At 69.7% G+C, this 21,304-nt stretch carries 21 protein-coding genes; 9 read left to right on the top strand and 12 right to left on the bottom strand.

Annotated features, from left to right (window positions below):
• Positions 1–31 precede the first annotated feature (31 nt).
• Positions 32–871: a 1,4-dihydroxy-6-naphthoate synthase gene (locus tag ACN28C_RS08275; RefSeq protein ID WP_422772944.1), complete on the top strand. Its 840-nt coding sequence runs from the start codon at positions 32–34 to the stop codon at positions 869–871.
• Here the strand turns inward: ACN28C_RS08275 and ACN28C_RS08270 are convergent.
• A complete protein-coding gene (locus ACN28C_RS08270) occupies positions 832–1,218 on the bottom strand; it encodes a cold-shock protein (protein ID WP_101368382.1) in 387 nt (128 codons plus the stop codon). The two genes, ACN28C_RS08275 and ACN28C_RS08270, sit on opposite strands and share 40 nt — an antisense overlap.
• A gap of 34 nt (positions 1,219–1,252) precedes the next feature.
• Entirely contained in the window at positions 1,253–1,870 is a 618-nt protein-coding gene (locus ACN28C_RS08265; protein WP_422772943.1) for an HAD family hydrolase, read from the bottom strand.
• A gap of 134 nt (positions 1,871–2,004) precedes the next feature.
• Here ACN28C_RS08265 and ACN28C_RS08260 point away from each other — a divergent pair, with 134 nt between their 5' ends.
• Complete coding sequence (locus tag ACN28C_RS08260; RefSeq protein WP_422772942.1) at positions 2,005–4,542, top strand: helicase-associated domain-containing protein; 2,538 nt, start codon at positions 2,005–2,007, stop codon at positions 4,540–4,542.
• Positions 4,543–4,562: 20 nt separating this feature from the next.
• On the opposite strand, the gene ACN28C_RS08255 is transcribed toward ACN28C_RS08260, so the two are convergent.
• Complete coding sequence (locus ACN28C_RS08255; protein WP_422772941.1) at positions 4,563–4,829, bottom strand: hypothetical protein; 267 nt, start codon at positions 4,827–4,829, stop codon at positions 4,563–4,565.
• Positions 4,830–4,950: 121 nt separating this feature from the next.
• A complete protein-coding gene (locus tag ACN28C_RS08250; protein WP_422772940.1) occupies positions 4,951–5,844 on the bottom strand; it encodes a L,D-transpeptidase family protein in 894 nt (297 codons plus the stop codon).
• 156 nt (positions 5,845–6,000) lie between these two features.
• Between ACN28C_RS08250 and ACN28C_RS08245 the strand changes: the two genes are divergently transcribed.
• Together ACN28C_RS08245 and ACN28C_RS08240 are read left to right on the top strand one after the other, a co-directional pair.
• Entirely contained in the window at positions 6,001–7,680 is a 1,680-nt protein-coding gene (locus tag ACN28C_RS08245; RefSeq protein WP_422772939.1) for a DNA repair helicase XPB, read from the top strand.
• 73 nt (positions 7,681–7,753) lie between these two features.
• Positions 7,754–8,074 (top strand): hypothetical protein, encoded by a 321-nt coding sequence (locus ACN28C_RS08240; RefSeq protein WP_422772938.1) that lies wholly within the window; start codon positions 7,754–7,756, stop codon positions 8,072–8,074.
• A gap of 23 nt (positions 8,075–8,097) precedes the next feature.
• Here ACN28C_RS08240 and ACN28C_RS08235 read toward each other — a convergent pair whose 3' ends face one another.
• Entirely contained in the window at positions 8,098–8,568 is a 471-nt protein-coding gene (locus ACN28C_RS08235) for an ester cyclase (RefSeq protein ID WP_422772937.1), read from the bottom strand.
• Positions 8,569–8,745: 177 nt separating this feature from the next.
• Between ACN28C_RS08235 and ACN28C_RS08230 the strand changes: the two genes are divergently transcribed.
• The 3 genes from ACN28C_RS08230 to ACN28C_RS08220 all read left to right on the top strand — a co-directional run bounded on the left by ACN28C_RS08230 (position 8,746) and on the right by ACN28C_RS08220 (position 12,593).
• A complete protein-coding gene (locus ACN28C_RS08230; protein WP_422772936.1) occupies positions 8,746–9,372 on the top strand; it encodes a TetR/AcrR family transcriptional regulator in 627 nt (208 codons plus the stop codon).
• Positions 9,373–9,756: 384 nt separating this feature from the next.
• On the top strand, positions 9,757–10,068 hold the full coding sequence (locus ACN28C_RS08225; protein ID WP_422772935.1) for an ATP-binding protein: 312 nt from the start codon (positions 9,757–9,759) through the stop codon (positions 10,066–10,068).
• 407 nt (positions 10,069–10,475) lie between these two features.
• Positions 10,476–12,593 carry an endo-1,4-beta-xylanase gene (locus ACN28C_RS08220; RefSeq protein ID WP_422774583.1) on the top strand — a complete coding sequence of 706 codons (2,118 nt, stop codon included), beginning with the start codon at positions 10,476–10,478 and terminating at the stop codon, positions 12,591–12,593.
• A gap of 227 nt (positions 12,594–12,820) precedes the next feature.
• Here the strand turns inward: ACN28C_RS08220 and ACN28C_RS08215 are convergent, their stop codons facing one another.
• The 5 genes from ACN28C_RS08215 to ligD (ACN28C_RS08195) all read right to left on the bottom strand — a co-directional run bounded on the left by ACN28C_RS08215 (position 12,821) and on the right by ligD (ACN28C_RS08195) (position 16,426).
• A complete protein-coding gene (locus ACN28C_RS08215; RefSeq protein WP_422772934.1) occupies positions 12,821–13,273 on the bottom strand; it encodes a hypothetical protein in 453 nt (150 codons plus the stop codon).
• 18 nt (positions 13,274–13,291) lie between these two features.
• Positions 13,292–14,047, bottom strand: coding sequence for a WXG100 family type VII secretion target (locus tag ACN28C_RS08210; protein ID WP_422772933.1), 756 nt, complete (start codon positions 14,045–14,047; stop codon positions 13,292–13,294).
• Between the two features lie 22 nt (positions 14,048–14,069).
• Positions 14,070–14,372, bottom strand: coding sequence for a type VII secretion target (locus ACN28C_RS08205; protein WP_422772932.1), 303 nt, complete (start codon positions 14,370–14,372; stop codon positions 14,070–14,072).
• Positions 14,373–14,467: 95 nt separating this feature from the next.
• Complete coding sequence (gene ligD / locus ACN28C_RS08200) at positions 14,468–15,385, bottom strand: non-homologous end-joining DNA ligase (RefSeq protein WP_422772931.1); 918 nt, start codon at positions 15,383–15,385, stop codon at positions 14,468–14,470.
• A 72-nt stretch (positions 15,386–15,457) separates the two neighbouring features.
• Positions 15,458–16,426 carry a non-homologous end-joining DNA ligase gene (gene ligD / locus ACN28C_RS08195; RefSeq protein ID WP_422772930.1) on the bottom strand — a complete coding sequence of 323 codons (969 nt, stop codon included), beginning with the start codon at positions 16,424–16,426 and terminating at the stop codon, positions 15,458–15,460.
• A gap of 167 nt (positions 16,427–16,593) precedes the next feature.
• Here ligD (ACN28C_RS08195) and ACN28C_RS08190 point away from each other — a divergent pair, with 167 nt between their 5' ends.
• Positions 16,594–17,595 (top strand): Ku protein, encoded by a 1,002-nt coding sequence (locus tag ACN28C_RS08190; RefSeq protein WP_422772929.1) that lies wholly within the window; start codon positions 16,594–16,596, stop codon positions 17,593–17,595.
• Between the two features lie 63 nt (positions 17,596–17,658).
• Here ACN28C_RS08190 and ACN28C_RS08185 read toward each other — a convergent pair whose 3' ends face one another.
• Entirely contained in the window at positions 17,659–18,576 is a 918-nt protein-coding gene (locus ACN28C_RS08185; protein WP_422772928.1) for a DUF5995 family protein, read from the bottom strand.
• A gap of 212 nt (positions 18,577–18,788) precedes the next feature.
• Here ACN28C_RS08185 and ACN28C_RS08180 point away from each other — a divergent pair, with 212 nt between their 5' ends.
• The gene (locus ACN28C_RS08180; RefSeq protein WP_422772927.1) at positions 18,789–19,091 is read left to right on the top strand and encodes a hypothetical protein; all 303 of its coding nucleotides are present in this window, start codon (positions 18,789–18,791) and stop codon (positions 19,089–19,091) included.
• On the opposite strand, the gene ACN28C_RS08175 is transcribed toward ACN28C_RS08180, so the two are convergent.
• Positions 19,021–21,264, bottom strand: a complete 2,244-nt coding sequence (locus ACN28C_RS08175) for a discoidin domain-containing protein (protein WP_422772926.1) — start codon at positions 21,262–21,264, stop codon at positions 19,021–19,023. The two genes, ACN28C_RS08180 and ACN28C_RS08175, sit on opposite strands and share 71 nt — an antisense overlap.
• Positions 21,265–21,304 lie beyond the last annotated feature (40 nt).

The raw sequence follows: 21,304 nt of genomic DNA, 5'->3' as shown, positions 1-21,304 counted from the left end.
GGCCGGAGCGGGTGGGGTTACGGTGGGCGGCGTGGCGCTCTCGCTGGCGATCTCGCCCTGCCCCAACGACACCTTCGTGTTCCACTCCCTGGTGCACGGGCTCGTCCCCGGTGCCCCGCCGATGGAGGTGACCTACGCCGACGTGGACGTCACCAACACCGCCGCGCAGCGGGGGGCGTACGACCTGGTGAAGGTGAGCTACGCGGCGCTGCCCTGGCTGCTCGACGACTACCACCTGCTGCCCTGCGGCGGGGCGCTCGGCCGGGGCTGCGGGCCGCTGGTGCTGACCCGGCCGGACCGGGCCGGCGACGCCGACCTGACCGGGGCGACCGTGGCGGTGCCCGGCGACCGGACCACGGCGTACCTGCTGTTCCGGCTCTGGTCGGCGCGGCGGCCCCCGGCCCGGATCGAGGTGGTCCCGTTCCACGAGATCATGCCGGCGGTGGCGGCCGGCCGGTACGACGCCGGGCTGGTCATCCACGAGGCCCGGTTCACCTATCCCCGACACGGCCTGACCGCCCTGGTCGACCTCGGCGAATGGTGGGAGGGCGAGACCGGCCTGCCGATCCCGCTCGGCGCCATCCTGGCCCGCCGGGGCGGCGTCGACCCGGTCGAGGCGGCCGGTTGGATCCGCGACTCGGTACGCCGGGCCTGGGCCGACCCGGCCAGCACCGAGGAGTACGTGCTCGCGCACGCCCAGGAGATGGAGCGCGACGTGGTCGACCGACACATCGCGCTCTACGTCAACGAGTTCACCGCCGAGCTGGGCGACGAGGGGCGGGCCGCGGTCGACGCCCTGCTCGGTCGGGCGGCGACGGCCGGGCTGACCCCTCAGATCTCCAGTTCGCGGGCGACCGCGTGGACGAGCTGAGCCACGGTCTGCGCGGTCTTCCGGTCGGGGAACCGGCCCCGGCGCAGGTCCGGCTGGACCTTCGCCTCCAACACCTTGATCATGTCTTCGACCAGGCCGTGCAGCTCCTCGGCCGGCCGGCGGCGAAGCTCCGCCATGGACGGTGGCGCGTCCAGCAGCTTCACCCCGAGCGCCTGCGCGCCCCGGCGGCTGTCCACGACGCCGAACTCGACCCGCTGGCCGCCCTTCAGGTCGGTGACACCAGCCGGCAGCGCGCCCTTCGGCAGGAACACGTCGCCACCCTCGTCACTGGTGACGAATCCGTATCCCTTGGCCGCGTCGTACCACTTCACTCGACCCGTCGGCACCTGAACCTCGACTCCCCTGATGAGATTGCTGTCCTCACAAGGCTAGCCGCATCACCCGCGCAAGCGCCTGCGGGAATCCGGTAAGGTCCGCCAGGACCAGGTCGGCGCCGGCCGCGCGCAGCTCGTCACCGTCGTGCGACCCGGTGGTGACGCCGAGCCCGGGTATGCCCGCAGCCTGCGCCGCCTGCATGTCGGCGACGTGGTCACCGACGTAGAGCTCCGCGCCGTGCGTGGTCAGCGCGGTCGCCTTCTCCGCCGCGAAGAGTTCGCCGACCAGGTCGTCGACCGGCAGACCGAGGTGGTCCAGGTGCAGCCGGGCCAGCGGACCGTACTTCCCGGTGACGACCACCACCCGCAGCCCCCGCGCCCGGACGTCGGCCAGTGCCTCGGCCGCGCCGGGCAGCGGGCGGGACCGCGTGATCGCGTACTCGGGATAGAGCGACCGGTAGATCTCGACCGCCTCGTCCAGCCGCTCCGGCGGGAACCAGTTCCGCAGCTCGGTGCGGAGCTTCGGGCCGAGCCGGCTCACCACGAGGTCCGCGTCGACGTACACCCCGGTAGCGGCGGTGAGCGCCCGGTAGGCGGCGGCGATCCCCGGCCGGGTGTCGATCAGGGTCATGTCGAGGTCGAACCCGACCGCTGGGGCAGCCACGCCGCCATGATCGCACGCCAGGTGCGACGGCCCGGCGCGGCGGCGACCAACGCGCACGGCGGGTGCGACGGCCGGCAGCCGCGTCGGCGTCCGACGCGCACGACCGGGGCCCGGCCGGATAGCGTGGAACGACGATGAGCACACTCGCCGACCACCTGCGGGCGCTGCCCGACGAGGCGCTGGCCGCCCTTTTCCGGCTGCGTCCCGATCTCGTCGTGCCGGTACCGACCGATCTGTCCGCCCTGGCGATCCGCGCCCAGTCCCGGGTGTCGGTGGCGCGGGCGCTGGACGGGCTCGACGAATTCACCCTGCGGATCATGGACGCGGCCCGGCTGACCCGTGACACAGATCATGCCGGGGCGGGAGGTCGCGCCGAGACGTCGGCGGAGGCGATCCTCGCCCTGGCCGCCGGGACCGGCCGCCGGGTGGACCGGGCCGCGGTCCGGGCCGCCGTCGACCGGCTCCGGGCGCTCTTCCTGCTCTACGGGCCGGTGGACGCCCTGCGGGTCGTGCCGGCGGTCGACGAGGTCTGCCCGCCGTACCCGGCGGGGCTGGGCCGGCCGGCGGCGGAGCTGGACCCGGAAGCGGCCGCGCTGGTCGCGGACCCGGCCCGGCTGCGCCGTACCCTGCTGGCCGCCCCGCCGCCGGCCCGGGCGATCCTGGACCGGCTCGCTGCGGGGCCGCCGGTCGGCACTCTGCCGGCGCCGGCCGCCGCCCCGCCCGCAGAGGGCGCCCCAGCCGCAGAGGGCGGCCCAGCCGCACCCGGAGCGGGCAGCGCGGCGGCGCCCGTCTCCTGGCTGGTGGAGAACCGCCTGCTGGTGCCGGTCCCCGAGACCGCCGGCGGAGCCGCCGCACCGGCCGCCGTGGAGCTGCCCCGGGAGGTCGGCCTGCTGTTGCGCCGCGACACCGGACCGCTCGGTCCGCTGCGCCCGCAGCCGCCGGCGGTGGCCGGCGCCGCCCGGGAGCCGAAGGCCGCCGACTCGGCCGGGGCCGGGCAGGCCATGGAGGCGGTACGGAACACCGAGGCGCTGCTCGACCAGCTCGCCGCCGAACCCGCCCCGGTACTCCGCTCCGGCGGGCTCGGCGTACGCGACCTGCGCCGACTGGCCAAGGCCACCGGGCTGGACGAGTCGACCGCCGCGCTGCTGCTGGAGGTGGCATACGCGGCGGGCCTGGCCGGCGAGCTCGACCTGCCCGGGGCGGCCACCACCCGCAACGGCGCGGACCAGCAGATGCTGCCGGCCGCCGGCTACGAGGGCTGGCGGGACGCCTCGCTGGCGCACCGCTGGGAGCACCTGGCTCGGGCCTGGCTCACCATGACCCGGCAGGTGGGGCTGGTCGGCCAGCGCGACGAGCGGGACCGGCCGATCACCGTACTCTCCGCCGAGGCGGAGCGGGCCGGGGTGCCGGCGGTGCGGCAGGCCGTCCTCGACGTACTCGCCGGTCTCGAACCGGGCACCGCGCCCGGCCCGGACGAGGTGGTCGACCTGCTCGCCTGGCGGGCGCCCCGGCGCAGTCTCGGCCGGGAGACCGGCCAGCGGGAGGTGCTGGCCGAGGCTGCCCTGCTCGGCGTCACCGGGCTCGGCGCGCTCACCACCTACGGCCGGCTGCTGCTGGCGCGGTGGAGCGGCGGGGACAGCCGGCTCGGCGAGCCCGGCGACGACCCGCTCGGCGTCCGGCCGGACGCGGCCGGTGCGGCCGGCGGCGGCTCCGCCGCGGTGCGGGCGCTGGACGCGCTGCTGCCGGCACCCGTCGACCACTTCCTGGTGCAGGCCGACCTGACCGTGGTGGTGCCCGGACCGCCCGAGCCGACGCTCGCCGCCGAACTGGCGACCGTGGCCGAGCAGGAGTCGGCGGGCGGGGCCAGCGTGCACCGGGTCACCGCGGGGAGCGTGCGGCGGGCCCTGGACGCCGGGTACGCGGCCGAGGACCTGCACACACTCTTCAAACGCCGGTCCCGTACCCCGGTCCCGCAGAGCCTGACCTATCTCGTCGACGACGTGGCCCGCAAGCACGGCGGGCTCCGGGCCGGCTCGGCCGGGTCGTACCTGCGCAGTGACGACGAGGCGCTGCTGGCCGAGGTGCTCGCCGACCGCCGGCTCGCCCCGATGTCGCTGCGCCGCCTCGCCCCGACGGTGCTGGTCACGCCGCACCTGGTGGGGCGGCTGCTCACCGCGCTGCGCGACGCCGGCTATGCGCCGGTCTCCGAGGATGCCAGCGGGGCAACGGTGCTGACCCGGCCGAAGATGCGCCGGGCCCCCGCCCGTGGCTCGATCGCCAACCGGGTCACCGATCCGCTCGCCACCCCCAGGCTGACCACGCCCCGGCTGCTCGGAATCGTGGAGCAGATCCGCCGGGGCGACGCGGCGGCCCGGGCCGCCCGCCGGGCACCGAGCACGGTCCGCGACGCCGGCCGGCCGGGTGGCGCCGCCCCGGGAGTGGCGACCGCCCACGCGCACACCCAGGCGCTCGCCGTGCTCCAGCAGGCGGTCCGGGACAGGGCGCTGGTCTGGGTCGGGTACGTCGACGCGCACGGCGCCACCGCGTCCCGGCTGGTACGTCCGGTCTCGATCGGGGCCGGTTACCTACGGGCCGAGGACGAGCGCACCGAGACGCTGCACACCTTCGCCCTGCACCGGATCACCGCCGCCGTCCTCCACGAGGCCGGGTAGGCGAAGAAGGAGAAGCCGGTTCAGTCGCGGCGGTGGCGGCGGACGGAGCCGACGACGGAGACGATGAGCAGCAGGGTGAAGGCGGCACCGAGCCCCTCGCCGAGGGAGTTGACGAAGCCCTGCCGCTGCACCAGCCACCCGAAGAGCACCCAGCCGACCAGCAGCGCCGCCACCACGGCGTAGGCCAGCAGGGTGGCCCGGGAGACGGGTGGCGGGGCGGGCTCCGAGGCGGGATCCGGGCCGGTCGGAGGGTCTGTCTCTGACCTCACCTCGCGGTCGACCGTCATGCGAACCTCCACGGGCGTCTGCTCCGGGTTTCAAGACTCGCATCCGGCCGGCGGATATGACAGGTCCGACGACCCGAAGTCGCGTCGGGTCCTCGTCCTCCGGCGGCGCCCCGAGGCCGCGTCAGGTCCCCGGGCGGCGGCCCATCACGTGCACCCGGGTGCCGACCTTGCCGAGCTGCCACATCCGGCGGGCGTCGCTCGGCAGCAGGTTGACGCAGCCGTGCGAGCCGATCGACTTGTTGTGCAGGTAGGTGGTCGTCTCGTGGAAGCCGATCCCGCCGACGAACCGCTGCCAGTACGGCAACCAGACCTCGTACGGGTCGGACCACTCCTTTGTGTTCCGGAAGTTGATTTTGTAGGTGCCGGCCGGGGTGGCGTACCCCGGCATGCCGGTCCGGGTGACGGTGGGCGGCATCACCACGGTGCCGCCGCGCATCGCCCAGACGGTCTGCTGGGTCAGGTCGATGCAGAAGGTGGTGCCGCTGCCGGCCTTGCACCGGTCCGTGTCGGTGCGGGCCAGCCGCCGCGCGACGTCGGCGGTGAGCGGTCCGGCCCGACCCTCCGGCGGCCGGATGTCGTAGCGGCGCTGGAACTTCTTGATGGCGGCGCAGTCGGCGGCCGACTGCCGGCCGTCCACGGTGACCTTGCCGAACCCGCCCAACCGGGCCAGGTAGGTCTCGACCTCGCGCTGCCGCTCCCCCTGCGGGCAGCCGGCCGCCGGCTTCGGCTCCGGTGAGTCGGTGGTCGGCTTCGGCGTCGGCTTCCGACTCGGCGGCCTGGTCGTCGGCGTGCTCCGGCGCGGGGTCGGACTCGGCTCGGCGGCCTCGTCGGACGCTGCCTCCTCGTCCGGCGCGGGCGGCGCGCTCGCCCCCGTTGCGTCCTCCGCCGCCCCGACCGGCGCGGGGCCCCCGGCTCCCGAACCGTCGGACTGCGGATCAAACGCGCACGCACCGGCGCCGAACAGGGCGACCGCCGCTAGAGTGATCAGACCGGTGCCGAGACGCGCCAGTACCATCTGCTCTGCCCCTCCCCAGAAGCCGTCGTCAGCTAGACGCATGGGAGTGCCACTTCGGTTGCACCAGATGAAGAATTTTTCCGGTTCGTTATCCATCGTGCAAGACTGGAGGGTCGGCCCGGAGGCGGTCCGACCCTCGGACGGGAAGGCGTGAGCGTGAGCGGCGGACCACTGATCGTGCAGTCGGACAAGACCCTGCTGCTGGAGGTCGACCATCCGGACGCGCTGGCCTGCCGGATGGCGATCGCTCCCTTCGCCGAGTTGGAACGCTCACCGGAGCACGTGCACACCTACCGGCTGACCCCGCTGGGGCTGTGGAACGCCCGCGCGGCCGGGCACGACGCCGAGGGCGTGGTCGACGCGCTGCTACGCTTCTCCCGCTATCCGGTGCCGCACGCCCTGCTGGTCGACGTCGCCGAGACGATGGACCGGTACGGCCGGCTGCAACTCGTCGCGCACCCCACGCACGGCCTGGTGCTGCGGGCCGTGGACCGGATGGTGCTGATCGAGGTCGCCAAGAGCAAGAAGCTGGCCGGGATGCTCGGCGCGAAGGTCGACGACGACACGATGGTCGTGCACCCGTCGGAGCGGGGCCGGCTCAAGCAGGCGCTGCTCAAGCTCGGCTGGCCGGCCGAGGACCTGGCCGGCTACGTCGACGGCGAGGCGCACCCGATCGAGCTGGCCACCGAGGGCGCCGACGGAAAGCCCGGCTGGGAGCTGCGGTCGTACCAGCGGGAGGCGGTGCAGCAGTTCTGGGCCGGCGGGTCGGGGGTGGTGGTGCTGCCCTGCGGCGCCGGCAAGACCCTGGTCGGGGCCGCCGCGATGGCCGAGGCGAAGGCGACCACGCTGATCCTGGTCACCAACACCGTCGCCGGCCGGCAGTGGAAGCGGGAGCTGGTCGCCCGCACCTCGCTGACCGAGGAGGAGATCGGGGAATACTCCGGTGAGCGCAAGGAGATCCGCCCGGTCACCATCGCGACGTACCAGGTGCTGACCTCGCGGCGCGGCGGCGCCTTCACCCACCTGGACCTCTTCGGCGCCCGCGACTGGGGCCTGGTGATCTACGACGAGGTGCACCTGCTGCCCGCGCCGATCTTCCGGTTCACCGCCGACCTCCAGGCCCGGCGCCGGCTCGGCCTGACCGCCACCCTGGTCCGGGAGGACGGCCGGGAGGGCGACGTCTTCTCGCTGATCGGCCCGAAGCGGTACGACGCGCCGTGGAAGGACATCGAGGCGCAGGGCTGGATCGCCCCGGCCGACTGCACCGAGGTACGCGTCACGCTCACCGACGCCGAGCGGATGACGTACGCGATCGCGGAGCCGGAGGAGCGCTACCGGGTGGCGGCGACCGCCCGGACCAAGCTGCCGGTGGTGAAGGCGCTGGTGCAGCGGCACGCGAACGACCAGGTGCTGGTGATCGGCGCCTACATCGACCAGCTTCACGAGCTGGGCGAGACGCTGGGCGTGCCGATCGTGCAGGGCTCGACCACCAACAGGGAACGGGAGCGGCTCTTCGACGCCTTCCGGGCCGGCGAGATCTCCACCCTGGTCATCTCCAAGGTCGGCAACTTCTCCATCGACCTGCCGGAGGCGGCGGTGGCGATCCAGGTCTCCGGCACCTTCGGCTCCCGGCAGGAGGAGGCGCAGCGGCTCGGTCGGGTGCTCCGGCCCAAGGCGGACCGTCGGCAGGCGCACTTCTACACGGTCGTCTCCCGGGACACCATCGACACGGAATACGCGGCACACCGGCAGCGCTTCCTCGCCGAGCAGGGGTACGCGTACACGATCGTCGACGCCGACGACGTGCTCGGCCCGCCGCTGCCCAGCGTGGACTGAGCTGTCACCCGGCCAGCAGACGTCCACATGCTGTCTGATCGACGGTGGACAGCCCGGTGCCAGCGTGTCGTCGTTGCCCACCCTGCTGACCAACCTGGGCACCTTCATGAAGGTCGACCAGCTGCGCAACGCTGGCACCGCCTGGCGGGCGCCGCCGTTCCTGCCACAACAAGCTGGGCCTCCAGCACTGCCCGCAGAACGAATGATGCTGTCGCAGTTCCGTGCAGGGCGCGTTCATCAGCCCGGGGTTTGTGGCGCCGGCGGCCGCAGTGAGCCTGCAGTTGGTCGGTACGCCAATTTCCACGTCGAGGGAAGGCCACCCGACGAGCACCACCAAGGTGGCTGCGGCGGTGGCCACCTGGTGGTGCGGCCGGCCACTTCGGGGATTCTGTAGCGTACTCGGCGACGCGCGTAGACTTACGCCCCTGTGGCGGCTGTCTTGGCGGCCTCGATTGCCGAGTTGAAATCGGGGCTGGCCCCGATCTGAGCGAGCAGCACATTCGCTGCGTTGTAACAGTCGAACCTTTCGATCTTTCCGTCACGGAGATACCAGAGATCCGCCGTCGGCACGTCGATCCGGTTACCGGTCGGCGGGATTTCGCCGATCGGGGTCGGGAACCCGCCGAGATGCGTGCCCTGAATTCGGAGTTTGACGGCAACGACGTCACCGAGCGCATGCACTTCGAGAAGCTCACGGTGGACGTCGGGAAAAACGCTTGCGAAGCCCGTCAGCGCCTGAGGAATTTGGTCCCCGCGGAAGGTTAGCGAATTCGGCACGTCATTGAACGTCCCGTCCTCGCTGAACAGGGCGCGAAAACCGTCTCCATCGAGGACGTTCCCTTCCGAGAGCCGGTATGCCTCACGAACAACCTCTTCGTTACTTATCACTTGTGCTCTTCCCTTGATGCTTGGTGTCTGAAGGACATGAGTTTCTGCCGTCCGACAGGAGTCGAGTGACGACGCCGTCTCCCAGGTCGACGACGCCTCCGTCGTGGCTTCACCGATGCGCGCCCAACCAAGCTAGCAGGTTTTTGACCGTATGGTCAATAACGTAAGCTTGCTCACATGCCTCGTCCCCGCAAGTTCCTCGAGAGCGATGTCGTCAGCAGCGCTAGTGAGGTGTTCGCCGTGCACGGCCTTGCCGCTGCGACACTGGATGATCTTGTACGGGCGACCGGCCTGGGGAAGCAGAGCTTGTACAATGCGTTCGGCGGGAAGCGGGAATTATTTTTCCGGGCGCTCTCCGAGGATCGGGACGAGGCGACGCGCGCCGTCTCGGAAGCGCTCGGACACGATGACGCTTCGCCGCTGGAACGCATTCGTGGTCACATGCTCGTGATGGCGATCGAGTTCAGTAGCAGCGATCGGCGGGTCTCGCTTACCACGCGTGCGCTGGTCGAATCGACCGGTGAGGAGGATCCGCTCTCGACGGCCGCGAAGGATGGCATCGAACAGCTCGCCGGTGTCTACGCTCAATGCCTGGAACATGCGCGGGAGAGCGGGGAAATCCCAGAGGACGCTAACGTGCAATCGCTGGCCGTTTACTTCGTCGCCATCACTCGAGGGATGGAGTTGCTCGGCCGCGCCGGTGTCGGCCGCGGCGTTCTCACCGCGGTCGCACTCGACGCGCTTCGCGTGCTCCACGGCCAGCGACTGGACGAGGCCGGTGATCGCCCGTCGGTGCGGGAATGACTGCCGGCGTCCGGCCATTGCCACGGCGAGTCTTCTTCAGCAGGTCCGCATCGCGGCCGAGCTCATGGCGCTCTCCCCGAAAGTTGCGAGATTAGGTGCGTAGAAGTACAGACTGGACACCGTAACGAAGTCAGAAGACGCCCACGCCGCCTCCGCAGGCACTCCCGCACGTGGACGGAGTCCAGCACGAGGTGGACGCCCTCGCGCCCCGCGTCGCAAGGCGATACCAGATGTGGATCTTGCCTAGGGACCAGCCCGGCGCGGCAAGCGCGAGATCGCCTGGTGTCTGACCCCCACTGCGGCCACCTGGTCGGGCCACTTCACCCGCATAGGCGAACCTTGACACGCCCATGCTCGGACTCTTAGGTTTCTCGTAAGTATCGGATGGAGACCGAAAGTTTCGGGCTGGCCGCGCCGCACCGCCAGCAGGGTAGGGTGCCGAACTCCGGAGAGTTGGCAGCGAAGCGGCTGCCGCCCACTCGGGCGAACAGATCTTTCCGACAGGGCCCGCGTCCCCCGGGGAATGGGCGATGTGTTCGGCAACGGTTGGTCGCCAATGCGGCCCTGGACCGCCTGACGCACCACGGTCACATCATGGCCATCTGCGGTCAGAGCTACCGCCAGCCACAGGAACGAGGTGCCGGACGCAACGCCAGCCTCGCCCGCCGAATAGCCACCCATGGCCAGAACCTTTAGCAAGTTGCCTCAAGAAAGGGAGCAACTGAAAAATGAAGAGTGATAGACCGTTGATCAGGGCCTACCGCTGTCTCGCAGTCATGATACTGTTCTCCGTGTTCGCGGTTGCCCCCGTCCCGGCCGCTGCGGCCGACGCCGACAAAGTTCAAGCCGTGGACCTTGAGGGCGCCCGACATTCCGGAGTTGTAGATGAACTGAACAATCTCATCACACAAGCCGAAGCTCTGAGGACCGGCAACGCGGAATTCCCGCTCCAGATCTCCCGTGCGCGCGGCGGATCCGACGTAAACAAGGCCTTCCCCTGGGTGTACTCCCATGAAACCAAAGGTCTTGATCTTGCACTCTGGTTCGCCCGCAGGGCACCAGTTTTCTGGGCCGACGAAGCCATAGCCTGGCTTGAAAGTGCAATGGAAAATTTCGCAGGCAAGATCAAAGCGGACGGTTCGGATCCGTATTTTCGCCTTGATCCGGGCCCCGGCAAAATAGCTATAGAGGTTTCCGCGCCCACCAATGCCTGGACCGCAAGAACCCCCCTCGACAGCCGTGTCCCCGCCGACTTTGCTGGTGGCACATTCGAAATGATCCCGTATCCTTTTGCGGATTCCGAAGGCAAAGCTGATGTGCTCAAGATCAATTATGCCCATAACGGGACGAGCACGTTTGGCGGAATCACCGTTCAATCTCCGTTGTCTCCCACGGTAGATGTCCCAGAAGGCTCAACCATTGAGTTTGATGTGTACTATCCCAAGAGCGCGCAGGGCAAGTACATGAGGTGGAGAATAAGAAACGCCGACTCCAACCTCGACAGCTACCTCAGAGATTACGAGTACAACAATCTCAACCCTGACTGGGTCGGTAGCCACGACGGCGAAAGCTGGTTGCGGGCACACCACAGCGTTACCGCCTCGGTGGGCATGTCCTCGAACTTCGTTCTTGAGCTCCATGGCGAGACAAGTCGTCCCGCAGAAACTGGCACGCTTCTTGTCGCCGATATCAAGATAACCGCACCCGATCCCAACGGCGTTGCGCTTCCCGACGTGGTCGACAGGGAAAATCAGAGTGTCGTAGCGCCTTTGAAGAGTGTTTACAACAGGGGAAATGGCCGGTTCATGGTTGGCGCGATCGGAACCGGACCAGTAACCGGAACCAGAGCCCGGCACTATGAGATCTTTGTCGACGGCAACAATCTCAAGGCCGAGAGCACGCATCCCACCGGCCCAAGCTGGCTGAAGAGCGTTACTGGCGAGGCATTGAGCGGCGCGGACACCACGCCTGGCCTAGGTGAATATACTTTCCCGACCGACGCCTATCAAGCGATCAGGGATTCCGGAGTTCCCGGAGAGTACAAGTCTCACGCCCATGTCCTGGCATGGTACAACCAGGCCCCCACATGGATGAGACAGATTATTCCCGCGACCCTTCCCTCCGGATATAACGGCACAACCAATTTCTACGGATTGGGCAACGGCGTTACAACGACGGTTCCGGTAGGCAAAGAAATGTCCAGAAGGGTGCAGTTCAATCACGCAATGTACGTGATGCGGCACTTCTTGACCACGGATACGAAGTACGGCTCAAGCACATCCCGCGGAGTAATCCCATTCAATTCGTGGGACGTACTCAACGAAGAGGTCCACGAAAGCCGTCACAGCGAACTCATCCCCCAGGACCCGAACAACTGGAGAACCAGCCTCAAACACACCAACTGGCTTGTCGCGATGTCGGACGATCTAATTGGCGGCGACCTCGAAGAGCATTACATCTACCTGCTCTTCAAGTACGCGCACATCGCGGCCCCCAACGCCGAGATGGCGTCGGCCTACAAAGCCAACTACGCCGATCTTCCCGAGTACATGAAGCTCGACGGACACGACAGTGGCGGCAGCATCGACGCCTATGTTGTTGACAATCCTCCCAAGCTGACATACAACGATTACGGTATTGCTACCCGCAGCAAAGCGAGGACCGTATACAATATGGTCCGCGAATTGAACACCGCATGGCTCTCGGATCCGCTGTACGACGGAAGACCACTTATCGAGGACATCGGTATCCAGGGACACGATTCAGTTGGAAAGACCCTGGCCAGCGATAACCAATACGCCATGGCCCTCTATGCCACTCTCGTTGACCAGGGCCTTGTTTCCGGTATTTCCTACTCCGAGTTTGACTTGAAGATGCCGACCAGCGCCCCCGGCGGCGGCGCGATCGCTCCGGCAGTGCTCAATGTCAGGCAGTCCGACGCCCTTGGGTACGAGTACGCGCTGATGTACAAACTGTTCACCAAGTTCGCCCCGTACATCGATCACATCATCAGCTGGGGCGTATCCGGTTCAGGATGGCAGGGAAGCTATGTGCTGTTCAACAGTGAGGACAATGCCAATGCCGGCTACTACGGCGCCATGAATCCGGACAGGTTCATTCTTGGCCATTCATATCTAGACGACTACTTTGAAGGCGAATACGAGAAGATCCAGGACGGCTATCAGATCGACCTTGGCGATCTCGGAACCTACACACGCTGATCTATAGGCAGTCACCAAGCGCGACGTCCTGCGTCGAGCGGGCAAAGCAGGCACCATCGGATTCGTCGGGTGGTGCCTGCTTGGATCAGCACACTCGGCGAATGTACATCGCCAAGTTGTTGTGCGCCGCAAGCACCCGGTTGACCGCCTCGTAATCGTCCGAGCCGTACCCCGGGATCTCCCCGCTACGACCTATCGCGTACACCAGCCGCCTGCCACGCTGACCTTCACCACTCGTCGGGGTGGTCGCGTCGCCAGCGGTCCCGGTCCCGGCGCTCCCGAGCCAGCCGCTCGCGTAGTTCGGCGAACTCCCGCTCGCCCCGGGCGGCCAACTCGGCCCGCTCCGACTCGGGGATCTCTTCCCAGCGCCGCATGAACTGGTCCACCCGGGTGTCCAGCGCGGAGGCGAAGACCGGGGAGGTGGCCGCCTCGCGCAGTCCGCGCCGGCCGTCGAGCACCTCGCCCACCAGCCGGCGGAAGTCCGGGTCGTCGGTACGCTCCCCGAGCGTCCTCAGCGACTCGCGCAGGTGCCGGGAGAGTGCCGGGTCGCCACCGGCGACGTTGAGCAGCGGTTCGTCGAGCAGCGGTTCCTCGTCGGGCAGCGGTTCCTCGTCGGGCAGCGGTTCCTCGTCGGGCAGCGGTTCGTCGTCGTTTCCTCGGGTGTCGTCCGCTCGGGTCATGGTGTCGTCGACTCCGTTTCAGCCCCGGTGGTGGGAGACGGGCGTTTCCCTGGGCGGCCGCACCGCCGGATGGTCGTACTCCCGGGAGGGCAGGTACGGCAGGCTCGCGTTCTCCACCTCGCCGAGCAGCCCGGCGACCACTCCGGTGAACGCCTGCACGATGTTCCAGATGTGGTTCTGCACGCTGAGAATCTGCTGCCACCTCGCGGTCGCCTGCGCGGCGGTGAACGCGATGCTGGCCCCGCCGAGCAGCGGGCCGATGACGGTGGCTGCCGAGGCGGCCGTCGCCGCCATCTCGATGCCGATCGCGATCAGCAGATCGGTCAGTCCCTCCAGCAGGCCCTTGAGGGCGCCGGCCGTCTCGTAGACGCTGAACGCCGTCGTCTCCAGTTGATGCCCGAGCGAGACGAGGGCGCTGATCTGCCCCCTGAGCACCTGTGAGATCCCGCTGAAATACTCGTCGGCGGCGTCTGAGGCGTTGCCCTCCCAGCCGTACCCGACGGTCGCGACGGCGGAGTTGATGACGCTCGCGCAGGCGTCGTTGAACCCGGCCAGGTTCTGCACCGCCGCGCCGGCGGTCTGCAGCGCCTGCCAGTCACCGGTCAGCTCCCCGGCGAGCCACTGCCACGGGTTGGTGCCGCAGACCAGCTCGGCCGCCCGGCCCAACCAGTACGACGGGCTGATGTACTGCGGCAGCCCGAGTATGTTCTCGAGGCTGTCCGGCATCGGGTCCGCCGCCTTCGGCTCGACCAGATCGTCGATGGGTGCGGCCATGCCGTCGTCGTCTCCGGCCCGCTCAGTACGTGCGGTCGAACGTCTCGGCCGACCGGGCGTCCGTGGACTGGTAGTAGTCCGCGGCCCGGTCCACCTCCTGGGCGGAGAGGGTCAGCACGTTCGCCAACTGGGCATACGAGAGCGTCAGCGTCCCCCTGATCCGGGCGACGGCGTCGAAGGCCGTCTGATAGAGCGGTCCCCGGTCGCCGCTGATCTCCAACCACCGCTCGGTGTAGCGCTGTGCGGCCTCGGCATCGTCGACCAGCCCGGCGATCTCGGCGCCGAACTCGCGGATGATCGCCGGTTCCGCCTTGAAGTACGGCACGCGTTCTCCCCATACGTCCTCAGGACACGACGGCGTCGAGGATGACAACCGGCGGCTTCAGATCGGTTTCACCCCCGGTATCCGTGCGGCACCGGTCACCGGACCGGCAGCTCCGGGCCGCCGTCGAGCAGCTCGATCAGCAGGTCGCCGTACTCCTCGATCCGGTCCAGCACCTCGGCGGCGGGCAGCTGGCGGACGGCTCCCGGCTCCCCCTCGGCGGCCGTCTCGACCTCGGACCAGGTCAGCGGGGCAGAGGCGGTCGGGGTGGGCTGGGCCCGCAGCGAGTACGGCGTCACCGTCGTCTTCGCCGCGTTGTTCTGGCTCCAGTCGATGAAGACCTTGCCGGGGCGGAGCCGCTTCGCCATCTGGGCGGTAATCGACTTCGGCGCCTCCCGGGCCAGCTCCTCGGCGACCCGCCGGGCGTACGCCGAGACGGTGTCGGCGGACTGCCGGCCCGAGATCGGGCAGAGCAGTTGCATGCCCTTGCGCCCGGAGGTCTTCGGATAGCTCCCCACCCCGTCGGCGGCGAGGCGTTCCCGGAGCAGCAGGGCGACCCCACAGCACTCGGCGAGCCCTGCCGGGGCGCCCGGGTCCAGGTCCATCACCATCAGGTCGGGGTCGGCGCCGACCTTCCACTGTGGGGTGTGCAGCTCCAGCGCGGCGAGGTTGGCGAGCCAGACCAGGGTCGGCAGGTCGTCACAGACCACGTAGTCCAGCTCCTCCCGGTCCCGGGAGGAGCCGGGGGACGGCAGCCGCTCCAGGCGTACCCAGTCGGGGGTGCTGGCCGGGGCGTTCTTCTCGAAGAAAAAGGCGCCGTCGACGCCGTTCGGGTAGCGGATTCGGGTCAACGGGCGGTTCCGCAGGTGCGGCAGGAGCGCGTCCGAGACCCGCGTGTAGTAGTCGATCACCTCGCCCTTGGTGAAGCCGGAGGCCGGATAGAGAACCTTGTCCAGATTGGAGAGCTCAAGGCTCCGGCCCTCGACCTCGACCCGGATCCGCTGTTCACGTGCCATCGACGTCCGCCACGTCGGTCACATTCCCCACGTCGGTCACATTTCCCACGTCGGTCACATTTCCCACGTCGGTCACTCCCCCACGTCGCCCACGTCGGTCACGTCCGTTACCGCCTTGTCCGGGCGCAGCCGGCGGATCCGGGGGAACCGCAGTCGGCCGTCCGGCGTCCGCTGGCCGTACTTCACCTCCACCACGATCTCCGGACGTACCCAGATCGCACCCCGGGCATCCTCCCGGGGCACCGGGGTGACGAACGGCGACCCGCCTGCGCGCAGCGGCTCCAGCACCGCCAGCAGCTCCCGCTCGATCGCCGCGCCGATCCCACCGCCGACCCGGCCCCGGTAGACCAGCCCGCCGCCCGACGCCGGCACCCCGACCAGCAGCCCACCGAGCCGGCGTACGCCGGGCCGCCAGCCGCCGACCACGAAGTCGTCGGTGACCTCCAGCTTCACCTTGACCCAGTCCGGCGAGCGGACCCCGGGCCGGTAGACCGCGTCGACCCGCTTCGAGACCACGCCCTCCAGCCCGTGCTCGCCGGCCGCCTGATAGGTGGCGACGCCGTCCGGGAAGACCGGCGGCACCGCCCAGCGCGGCCCGGCCAGGCCGAGCGCCTCCAGCGCCTCCCGGCGGCGCAGGTAGGGCCAGCCGGTCAGGTCCGTCCCGTCCCACCGCAGCAGGTCGAAGATCATGTACGTCACCGGCAGGCTCGCCGCGAGCCGGGCGGCCCGGTTCCGCTCCCGGACGTGCATCCGCTCGGCGAGCGCGGTGAAGGACGGCTGGCCCCCCTCGGTCAGCACCACCACCTCGCCGTCGAGCACCGCGTCGGTCAGCTCCCGTTCACGCAACTGTGCCCCGAGCGCGGTGAGTTCCGGATAGGCGGCGGTGATCTCCACCCCGGAGCGGGCGTAGAGCCGCAGGCCGCCACCGGCGAAGTCGCCGAGCGCGCGTACCCCGTCCCACTTGAACTCATGCACCCAGCCGGGGCCTGCGGGCAGCTCCCCGGTGACCGCGAGCATCGGCTTGACCGGGGTGCCGGGCACGATCTCACTCTAGGGCCGCCCCGAAACACTCGCGCCCGGTTCGATCCGGTGCGATCCTGGATCGAACCGGTCGCCCGCACCGGCAAACTGCGGGATACCGGCTGCTCAGGGGGACTTTCTCGCCCGACCGGGTGAATATCCACCCGGAGAGGGGAAGGTACGGGATCATGCGGGCTATCTGGCGGGGCGCCGTCTCCTTCGGGCTGGTCTCGATCGGTGTGCGGGTCTACTCGGCGACCGAGGAGAAGGATATCCGGTTCCACCAGGTGCACCGCACCGACGGTGGCCGGATCCGCTACAAGCGCGTCTGCTCCATCGACGGCGAGGAGGTCAGCTACGACGACATCGCCAAGGGGTACGACATCGGCGGCGGCGAGATGGTCATCCTCAGCGACGAGGACTTCGCCGAGCTGCCGCTGAGCACCTCGCACGCGATCGACGTGCTGGAGTTCGTCCCGGCCGAGCAGGTCGACCCGATCCTCTACAACAAGGCCTACTTCCTGGAGCCGGACAACGCGGCGATGAAACCGTACGTGCTGCTCCGGGACGCGCTGACCGACTCGGAACGGGTGGCCATCGTCAAGGTGGCGCTGCGGCAGCGGGAACAGCTCGCCACGCTGCGGGTCCGGGAGGGCGTGCTGCTGCTCAACACCATGCTCTGGCCGGACGAGATCCGCCGCCCCGACTTCGGCTTCCTCGACGAGGACATCACGGTACGCCCGCCGGAGCTGGCGATGGCGAGCTCGCTCATCGACTCGATGGCCGGCGAGTTCGAGCCGGACGTCTTCACCGACGACTACCGGACCGCGCTCCAGGAGGTGATCGACGCCAAGGTGGAGGGCCGGGAGGTGGTGCAGCCGGAGGAGGTCGAGGAGGCCCCGGCGGCGGCGGTCGACCTGATGGCGGCGCTGCGCGCGTCGGTGGACCGGGCCCGGGCCGCCCGGGGCGAGGAGCCGGCCGGGGCCGGCGCCGGCCAGCCCACCCCGATCTCCGCCGCCAAGTCCGCGAAGGCGGCAGCGGCGAAGAAGGCCACCCCGGCCGCGAAGAAGGCCAGCGACAAGGCCGCCAAGAAGACGGCGGAGAAGTCCACCGCGACCAAGAAGACCGCGAAGAAGACCCCCGCCGCCAAGAAGACCCCCGCGAAGAAAACTCCGCGCAAGTCCGCCTGAGGTGTAAGGAAGGGCCCCCGCTTATCGTTTTCTGTTGTAGAAGGGCCCCCGCCTAACCAGGGCTCAGTATGCCGGCGGCGTGCCGAACGGATACGCCTGCGGCGGCGCGTCGGCATTGTGGGCGGCACAGTACGCCGCCCGGGGGCCGGGCCCGGTGAACGGCGGGACATAGCTGGTCAGCACGGCCAGTCCGGCGGCGATCGCCACGGCGCTGGACTCGATGTCGAACTCGACCACGGCACGGGCAAAGGGCGTACGGGCGCCGGCCAGCCGGACGGCGTTGCGCCACGCCTGCTCCCGCCAACTGATGATCAGGGCCAGGACGGTGCCGGTGGAGATGCCGACGTCGAAGCCCTGCGCGTCGAAGCGGGCGATGAGCTCGGCCAGCAGCGGATTCATCACCGCTTCGAGGATCTCGTTGACCTTGTCGTGGTCGGGCTTGCGGCTGCTGCCGTCCGGGGTGGTCAGCCCGACCCGTTCGAGCACGTACGGCAGGTCGCGGTTGATGTGCGCGTTCATGCCGAGCATCAGGTCACCGGCTCCGGTGAGCCGGCGGGACCGCGCCGCGTCCAGGGCGGCCAGCCAGGCACCGGGTACGGCGGAGCGGCGCCCGGCCGCCCAGTCGTCGTACGCCCGGTAGTAGTACTCGGCGAAGAGCGCACCCTCCCGGTTGACCCAGACGTTGTCGGCGAAGTATTCGTCCTGGTCCCGTCCCCACTTGAAGCCCTGGGTGGTCCGCAGGTAGGCGAGAACGAAGGTGGTGTGGTGGGCGCAGGACTGCCCGAGCGCGGCGAAGCGCTCCCGGAGTTCGGCGATGGTGCCGTCCACGCATCCGGCACCGCCGTCCGGGCAGCTGTCCGGCACCTCAACCCGCGCCGCCGCTGCCCGCGCCGATCCGGTCGGTGACGCGGATGCCGGTGGGGCGCCCGGAACAGCCACCGTCACGCCCAGCGTGGCTGCCAGCAGGACACGCCGTGCCATCCGCCGTCCCATGTCCGCCCCCTCAGATCGTGATCGACATCGATCTCAGAACATCATTCCGAATCTGAGTCACCAGTCAGAAAGGTTGGTCTGATACCCGACTCGACCAGCAGAAAGGGTGGGATCGGCAGTTATCCTGACGGCCGGTCGCGGCAGCGGTCGTCACACCCGGCGACACCGCGCCGTGCCGAGACTCCCGGCCGGTCCGCCGGTTGCGGGCGGAGCGGACCGGCCGGGGCATTCCGCCGGCAGCCGCCAGCGGTCACCGCGCAGCCGTCAGCGGTCACCGCGCAGCCGTCAGCGGTCACCGCGCAGCCGTCAGCGGTCACCGCGCAGCCGTCAGCGGTCACCGCGCAGCCGTCAGCGGTCACCGCGCAACCGCCAGCGGTCACCGCGCAACCGCCAGCGGTCACCGCGCAACCGCCAGCGGTCACCGCGCAGCCGTCAGCGGTTGCCGAGCACCGTCACCTCGGCCAGCCCGGCCCGGGCGTACGGCAGCTCGGGCAGGTCGGTGACGGTGACCCGGACGTACCGGCCGAGCCCGGTGAAGAGTCCCCGCTGGGTCGAGGTGGTCAGCGCGTTGTCGGTGCGGTCCAGCACCGGCACCCAGTGCTGGGCATCGGTGGAGGTCTCCACCAGGTAGCCGTACCCGAACTCGGCGCCGTGCGGGTCACCGGCCGGGACGTCGGCACACTGTCCGGCCGCCGGCCCGGCGACGCTGTTCGGCTCACCGTCGCGCACCGGTGCCGGCTGGTTGCCGGTGCAGGCCAGCCCGCCCCGCACGCCGTTGCCGGAGACCACCAGCGGGGTCGCGCCGGTCCGGTTGCCGACCAGGCTCACCGGCCCGGTCACCTGGTTGCCGGTGAGCACCACCCGGCCGGTCGTGCCGACCACCGACAGCGGGCCGGTGACGCGCACGCCGGTGAGCTGCACGGACCGGGCGCGGAGCGCCGAGACCGGGCCGGTCACGGTCGCGTCGGTGGCGGCCAGCGAGGCGCCCGGCAGCACGGTGACCGGGCCGGTCACGGTCGCACCGGCGGCCAGACAGGTCACCCCGGCGGGTACGGTCAGCGGCCCGGTGTGCCGGCCTGTCACGGTACGCGTGCAGGCCGCCCGCAGGTCGGTGGCGGGGAAGGTGAGCTGGATGCCGGTCAGCGTGTACCAGCGACCCAGGTCGACCTGCCACGTCTGCCCGGTGCCGGTGGCAGCGGCCCGCCAGGCGGTGCCCGGGTCGCCGTCGACGGCGAGCGCACCGGGCTGGTCGGGCAGCGCGCTGCTGGTGGCGGTGGGGCGGCCCGCGGAGAGCGTCACCGGGCTGTCCCCGGCGGTGTAGCGGGTGTAGTTGTGGAGCCGTTTGGCCTGCGGCAGCGGATGCCCGGTCACCTTGGCGGCGAGGTCGCACGGGCCGTTGCTCTTGATCGTCACGGACCGGCCCTGGATGTACTCGATGACCTCTTCCCGGTCGTCGCCACAGAAGTCGGCGTGCCAGAGCCGGGCCGCCGGATCGAGGGTGCTGATCACCTCCCCGGCACCGTTCATGATGGTGGTCGGCTCGCCGCAGCCCCGGTTCCACACCATGATCAGATCGCTGTAGTCGCCGGTCCAGTTGTGGATCGGCTCGGGAATGGAGCCCCAGCAGCCCCGGGTTTCCCGCGCCTCCCGCCAGACGTGCCGGCCGTCGACGTCGAGCAGGAAGAGCCCGTCGTAGCCCTGGGCGCTCCGGTCGATCCGGTCCAGGCCGAGGGACTCCAGGCCGGGCAGGTCGGGCAGGTAGTCGCCGGTCATGATGTTCTGGGTCTCGACGATGTCGGCGTTGCGCCAGATCTCCGCACCGGTACGCCCGTCGTGCGCCACTGCCGCGTCCCCGCCGAGGATCAGCTCCAGTTCCTCGTTGCCGGTGATGTCGGCCATCCACATCGTGTCGGCGTGCCCGCCGCCCTGGTGCTGCCAGAGCAGTTCACCGTCCGGGCTCAGCATGTCGTAGCCGATCATGATCTCCTGGCGCCCGTCACCCGTGAAGTCGTACGGCCAGGGGTAGTGGCCCGTGTTGCCACGGTGGGTCCAGAGCAGGTTTCCCTGGTTGTCCAGCGCCCAGGCCGTCTCGTAGCGGTCCTTCAGCACGATCTCCCGGGCGGTGTTCCCGCCGCTGAGGTTGGCGAAGATGATCGCGTCGTGCGCCAGCCGGTCCGGCAGGGCGAAGTCCCGGACGAGCTGACCGGTCCGGCCGTCGAAGATCATGAACCGGCCCTCGGCCGTGGTGTCGCCACCGGGGTGCATGACCGCGACGACCTCGTTGTCCCCGTCGCCGTCCACATCGTGCACCTGGGCCGGGATGTCGCTGCCGTTGTTGCGCCCGCGCGGATCGACCGCCCCGGCCTGCCAGAGCAGCCGCCCGTCCAGGTCGTACGCGGTCAGCGCGGCGACCAGTGCGCCCTCGTAGCGGTCGTCGGCGGTGTAGTGCGGCTGCATCATCACCACGTCCAACCGGCCGTCCCCGGTGACGTCGCCGAGGAGCGGCCGGGCGCCACCTCCGGCGGCACTGGTGTCGAAGCTGGTGACCACGGTCGGTTCGATCTGTGCCGCGCCGGCCGGGGTGGTGGGTGCCACCCCGGCGAGTGCGACCAGCAGGGCGAGCACCGCTCCGGCACCCGGCAGGCGGAGGTGCCGACTCGACGGCTTCCGGGACATGGACGACCTCCGGTTCGACTCGCCGAACTCATGAATCGTT

The sequence above is a fragment of the Plantactinospora sp. WMMC1484 genome, assembly GCF_049315195.1.
Taxonomy (GTDB): domain Bacteria; phylum Actinomycetota; class Actinomycetes; order Mycobacteriales; family Micromonosporaceae; genus Plantactinospora.
This window is presented reverse-complemented; position numbering and strand designations above follow the sequence as displayed.

Bases quoted from the DNA above. Each gene is read 5' to 3' on its own strand.
- ligD (WP_422772931.1), bottom strand. From the start codon at position 15,385: ATGGCACGTGAACAGCGGATCCGGGTCGAGGTCGAGGGCCGGAGCCTT.
- ACN28C_RS08230 (WP_422772936.1), top strand. From the start codon at position 8,746: ATGCCTCGTCCCCGCAAGTTCCTCGAGAGCGATGTCGTCAGCAGCGCT.
- ACN28C_RS08175 (WP_422772926.1), bottom strand. From the start codon at position 21,264: ATGTCCCGGAAGCCGTCGAGTCGGCACCTCCGCCTGCCGGGTGCCGGA.
- ACN28C_RS08215 (WP_422772934.1), bottom strand. From the start codon at position 13,273: ATGACCCGAGCGGACGACACCCGAGGAAACGACGACGAACCGCTGCCC.
- ACN28C_RS08185 (WP_422772928.1), bottom strand. From the start codon at position 18,576: ATGGCACGGCGTGTCCTGCTGGCAGCCACGCTGGGCGTGACGGTGGCT.
- ACN28C_RS08220 (WP_422774583.1), top strand. From the start codon at position 10,476: ATGGAAAATTTCGCAGGCAAGATCAAAGCGGACGGTTCGGATCCGTAT.
- ACN28C_RS08190 (WP_422772929.1), top strand. From the start codon at position 16,594: ATGCGGGCTATCTGGCGGGGCGCCGTCTCCTTCGGGCTGGTCTCGATC.
- ACN28C_RS08255 (WP_422772941.1), bottom strand. From the start codon at position 4,829: ATGACGGTCGACCGCGAGGTGAGGTCAGAGACAGACCCTCCGACCGGC.
- ACN28C_RS08225 (WP_422772935.1), top strand. From the start codon at position 9,757: ATGGAGACCGAAAGTTTCGGGCTGGCCGCGCCGCACCGCCAGCAGGGT.
- ACN28C_RS08210 (WP_422772933.1), bottom strand. From the start codon at position 14,047: ATGGCCGCACCCATCGACGATCTGGTCGAGCCGAAGGCGGCGGACCCG.
- ACN28C_RS08260 (WP_422772942.1), top strand. From the start codon at position 2,005: ATGAGCACACTCGCCGACCACCTGCGGGCGCTGCCCGACGAGGCGCTG.
- ACN28C_RS08250 (WP_422772940.1), bottom strand. From the start codon at position 5,844: ATGGTACTGGCGCGTCTCGGCACCGGTCTGATCACTCTAGCGGCGGTC.